The organism is Methanocalculus sp. (assembly GCF_029762515.1).
GTDB lineage: Archaea > Halobacteriota > Methanomicrobia > Methanomicrobiales > Methanocorpusculaceae > Methanocalculus.
The window spans coordinates 1-1,444 of record NZ_JARVGN010000502.1 but is presented as its reverse complement, the minus strand read 5'-3'; the positions used below and the strand labels follow the sequence as shown (position 1 = coordinate 1,444).

Here is a 1,444-nt window from a genome sequence, read left to right as displayed (position 1 = left end):
GTGATGAGCGTGAGGGAAAACGAATAAATTTGCGTTATTCTCTGATCCCCATTCCAATCCATGCCCGGATCTTTGATCCTACCCTTGGATTTAGTCTGCTTGGGTGGTCAGCATTTCTAAATACAATAGATCAATCTCGATTTTTACCTCAGAAGGAAGACTTATTACATTATTATTGCCAGAAAATCGCATCATTCTGGGAAATGCCTCCCGGGAAAGTAGAGCACTATTTTGGGAACCACCAACTTAGTTATATTTCAACCGTATATGGACCGCTCCCTGCACTTGAGTCTGATGAATTGTACGTATCGATCAAAAATAAAATTGCAGACGACCCTGAAATGCTGGGAAACCGATTCAGACGACGCAATCTGAATAAGGAACATCAGAAGTATGAACGGTATCTGATGCAAGGCCCAGGAACAATCCCCGAACTGCAGTATCTTGTTCTTAATCTGCATGATATTTTGTCATTTTGTGCTTTAAACAGGGTTGAATCTGAAATTGAACGATTTCAAGAAATAAATATGAGACTGTTCGGGATGATCTTCATGATACCAGAAAGTGTGATTCTCGGGAGACCATCCAATAGTTCTGATAATCAGGATTTGGTGATGTCCAATGAACGCCCGGAAATGATGAAAGCGGACAACAAATCTGAAATTCATCGATCTGTATGGCAGAATCATGTTATGAAGAAGGCAATGCTGTCGCTCGAATCACGAAATATATCAGCGCGTGTTTCGGCGGTTAGAATGATGCGGAATGGCAATGTCCCGATAGATATTGAGTTCTTAAAGAGGGTGCTGGAGGACAACATTGCATCTGTTCAACTGGAAGTCCTCAGGACAATTCGAGAGCACTTTATTCCATTTCCACCTCATGCGTTATATCAGGTGGAGCATTCGAGAGAACGGCGTGTTAGACATGCAGCTATTGATGCAATCTCTTCCATCAGTTCTCAAGAAGCACTTGAGGTGCTCGAAAAAATCGCTTTGGAAAATCCCCGGGATAGTGCAAAACGTGCAATCCGAGCGATTATAATCAAGAAAGATGCCGATGTTGATCCGATATTGTACAAGATAATCGAAACAACAAAAGATTCGCAGATCAGGGCCTTCGCCCTCCATCACGTCGATGGGAATCGATCTCGAGAAATCGTTCCCTTACTGATCAAATGTCTTGATGATTCTCAAATATCAGTGCGTTCCGCGGCTGTCTCGGCTCTCGCCAAAATTGGAGCACCAGATGCATTTGAAGTCTTTAAAAAGCGATATTCTGTTGAATCTTCAAAAAATGTAAAAGATCTTCTGAAAAAAGAAATCCTGAATATAAAACCTGATTTACGCTTAGAATCTTCGACAGAAATCATTGACTCTCAACCTATCCGAATAAAAAACCTATCAGAATCTCAAATAGCAGAGAGCGATTCTCTGAAAAGAAC

At 41.4% G+C, this 1,444-nt stretch carries 1 protein-coding gene; it reads left to right on the top strand.

The annotated features are described in order from the left end of the window. The coding region (locus QCH34_RS12635; RefSeq protein ID WP_300334652.1) for a HEAT repeat domain-containing protein at positions 1-1,444 on the top strand (1,444 nt) is incomplete at both ends.